Origin of the sequence: Vibrio sp. Vb1026 (assembly GCF_033338745.1) — a bacterium.
Classification (GTDB): domain Bacteria; phylum Pseudomonadota; class Gammaproteobacteria; order Enterobacterales; family Vibrionaceae; genus Vibrio; species Vibrio alginolyticus.
Genome location: NZ_JAWOTH010000105.1, coordinates 1 through 1319 on the forward strand (window position 1 = coordinate 1; position 1319 = coordinate 1319).

Annotated in this window: 1 protein-coding gene and 1 pseudogene; both read right to left on the bottom strand. The window is 40.6% G+C overall.

Features of this window, described 5'->3' with window-relative positions:
• Positions 1-111: 111 nt before the first annotated feature.
• Positions 112-363, bottom strand: a complete 252-nt coding sequence (locus tag R7E47_RS24510; RefSeq protein WP_005459410.1) for a hypothetical protein — start codon at positions 361-363, stop codon at positions 112-114.
• 509 nt (positions 364-872) lie between these two features.
• Positions 873-1319 (bottom strand): annotated as a pseudogene (gene vpsR, locus R7E47_RS24515) (cyclic-di-GMP-binding transcriptional regulator VpsR); the annotation flags it as partial.

Sequence of the window (1319 nt, forward strand, 5' to 3'; positions counted from 1 at the left end):
GGTCAGCCTGTTAATAGCACTTAGAACAAATCTATTTCGATATGCGTTTACAGCGTGTTGAGCTTTTAGGGTTAACTAAAGCGTAATGTTGGAAGCTCAACACGCTATAGATTACGTCGGTATTCGCGCAGTTAGCACTCGACGAAGATGACGAACTCGACGTTCAACTTTAACCGCTTCAGGCACGCTGGTTTGAGTAACTCGCCCTTCACGATCTAAACCAATATCCCTTAATAAATGAACATTGGTCCATGGAACATCATGAGAACTGCGGCGCACGGTACGTTGCCATTCTCTCTCTTCACGTTTTAAATCCGCTTTAATAAGCAAAGTCGCCAATGTTAAGTAAATTGAGTGACGCATAATTTTTCTCCAATTAAACGATAAATGATCGACTGGGAAAAATAGTACGCAGAGACACAGAGAGATCTGTTGAGACTAAGCCGCTACTTTTCCGCAGCCTAGTAAACATAAATTAGGTTACGGATTAATTTTTATCTTGTGAGCCAGTGGTATCGTTAATATCCGATTTAAAAGCTATCGGAGATTTAGACATACGATCAGCGCAAGCAGTGGTGTTAACAACGTAATGTTTCATCTTGCGCCTCCTAGCTAAAAAAATAATCCGTGTGTGAAGTGATATAACTCAACGAGTTATGGCTAAATTGTAAGCGCTGATGAATATATATCAAACAATTTCTATGCTTTCGATAAAAAACAAATCAATACCCTGAAGATAAGTTGCATATGTTTTTTCATATAACATATTCATCTAGGGAATATATAAAACTTCGAGTTTTATAAATCAGAACGTATACAACGAAAAAGAGCGACCAGCAAGGTCGCTCTTTCAATTCGATTCACTCATTGAATTACATCGCTTGATCGGAAATCAAGTTGTGCTTGTTAAGTAGTCGATACATGGTTGCACGCGACACACCAAGTTCTTTCGCCGCATTGGAAACTTGACCAGAGTGCGATTCCAACACGACCAATAACGCATCACGCTCACTCTTTTCTCGAATTGATTTCAAACTGCGTTTTGAATCATTACGTTGCGGCAAATCGAGATGATGCTCTTCAATCATCACGCTGTCAGACATCAACACCGCACGCTTAACTTGGTTCATCAACTCGCGAACATTACCAGGCCAGAAGTAACGAGTCAGAGCTTTCAAAGCGTCCTCAGAGAAACTTTTTGCTTGAGAGTTGTACTCTTTAGAGAACTCTTGCAGATAGAAGCGAGCCAACAGTGCAATGTCACTCGCGCGCTCTTTCAAGCTTGGTACGTTGATACGAAGTACATTGATGTAATGGTA

Bases quoted from the DNA above. Each gene is read 5' to 3' on its own strand.
- R7E47_RS24510 (WP_005459410.1), bottom strand. From the start codon at position 363: ATGCGTCACTCAATTTACTTAACATTGGCGACTTTGCTTATTAAAGCG.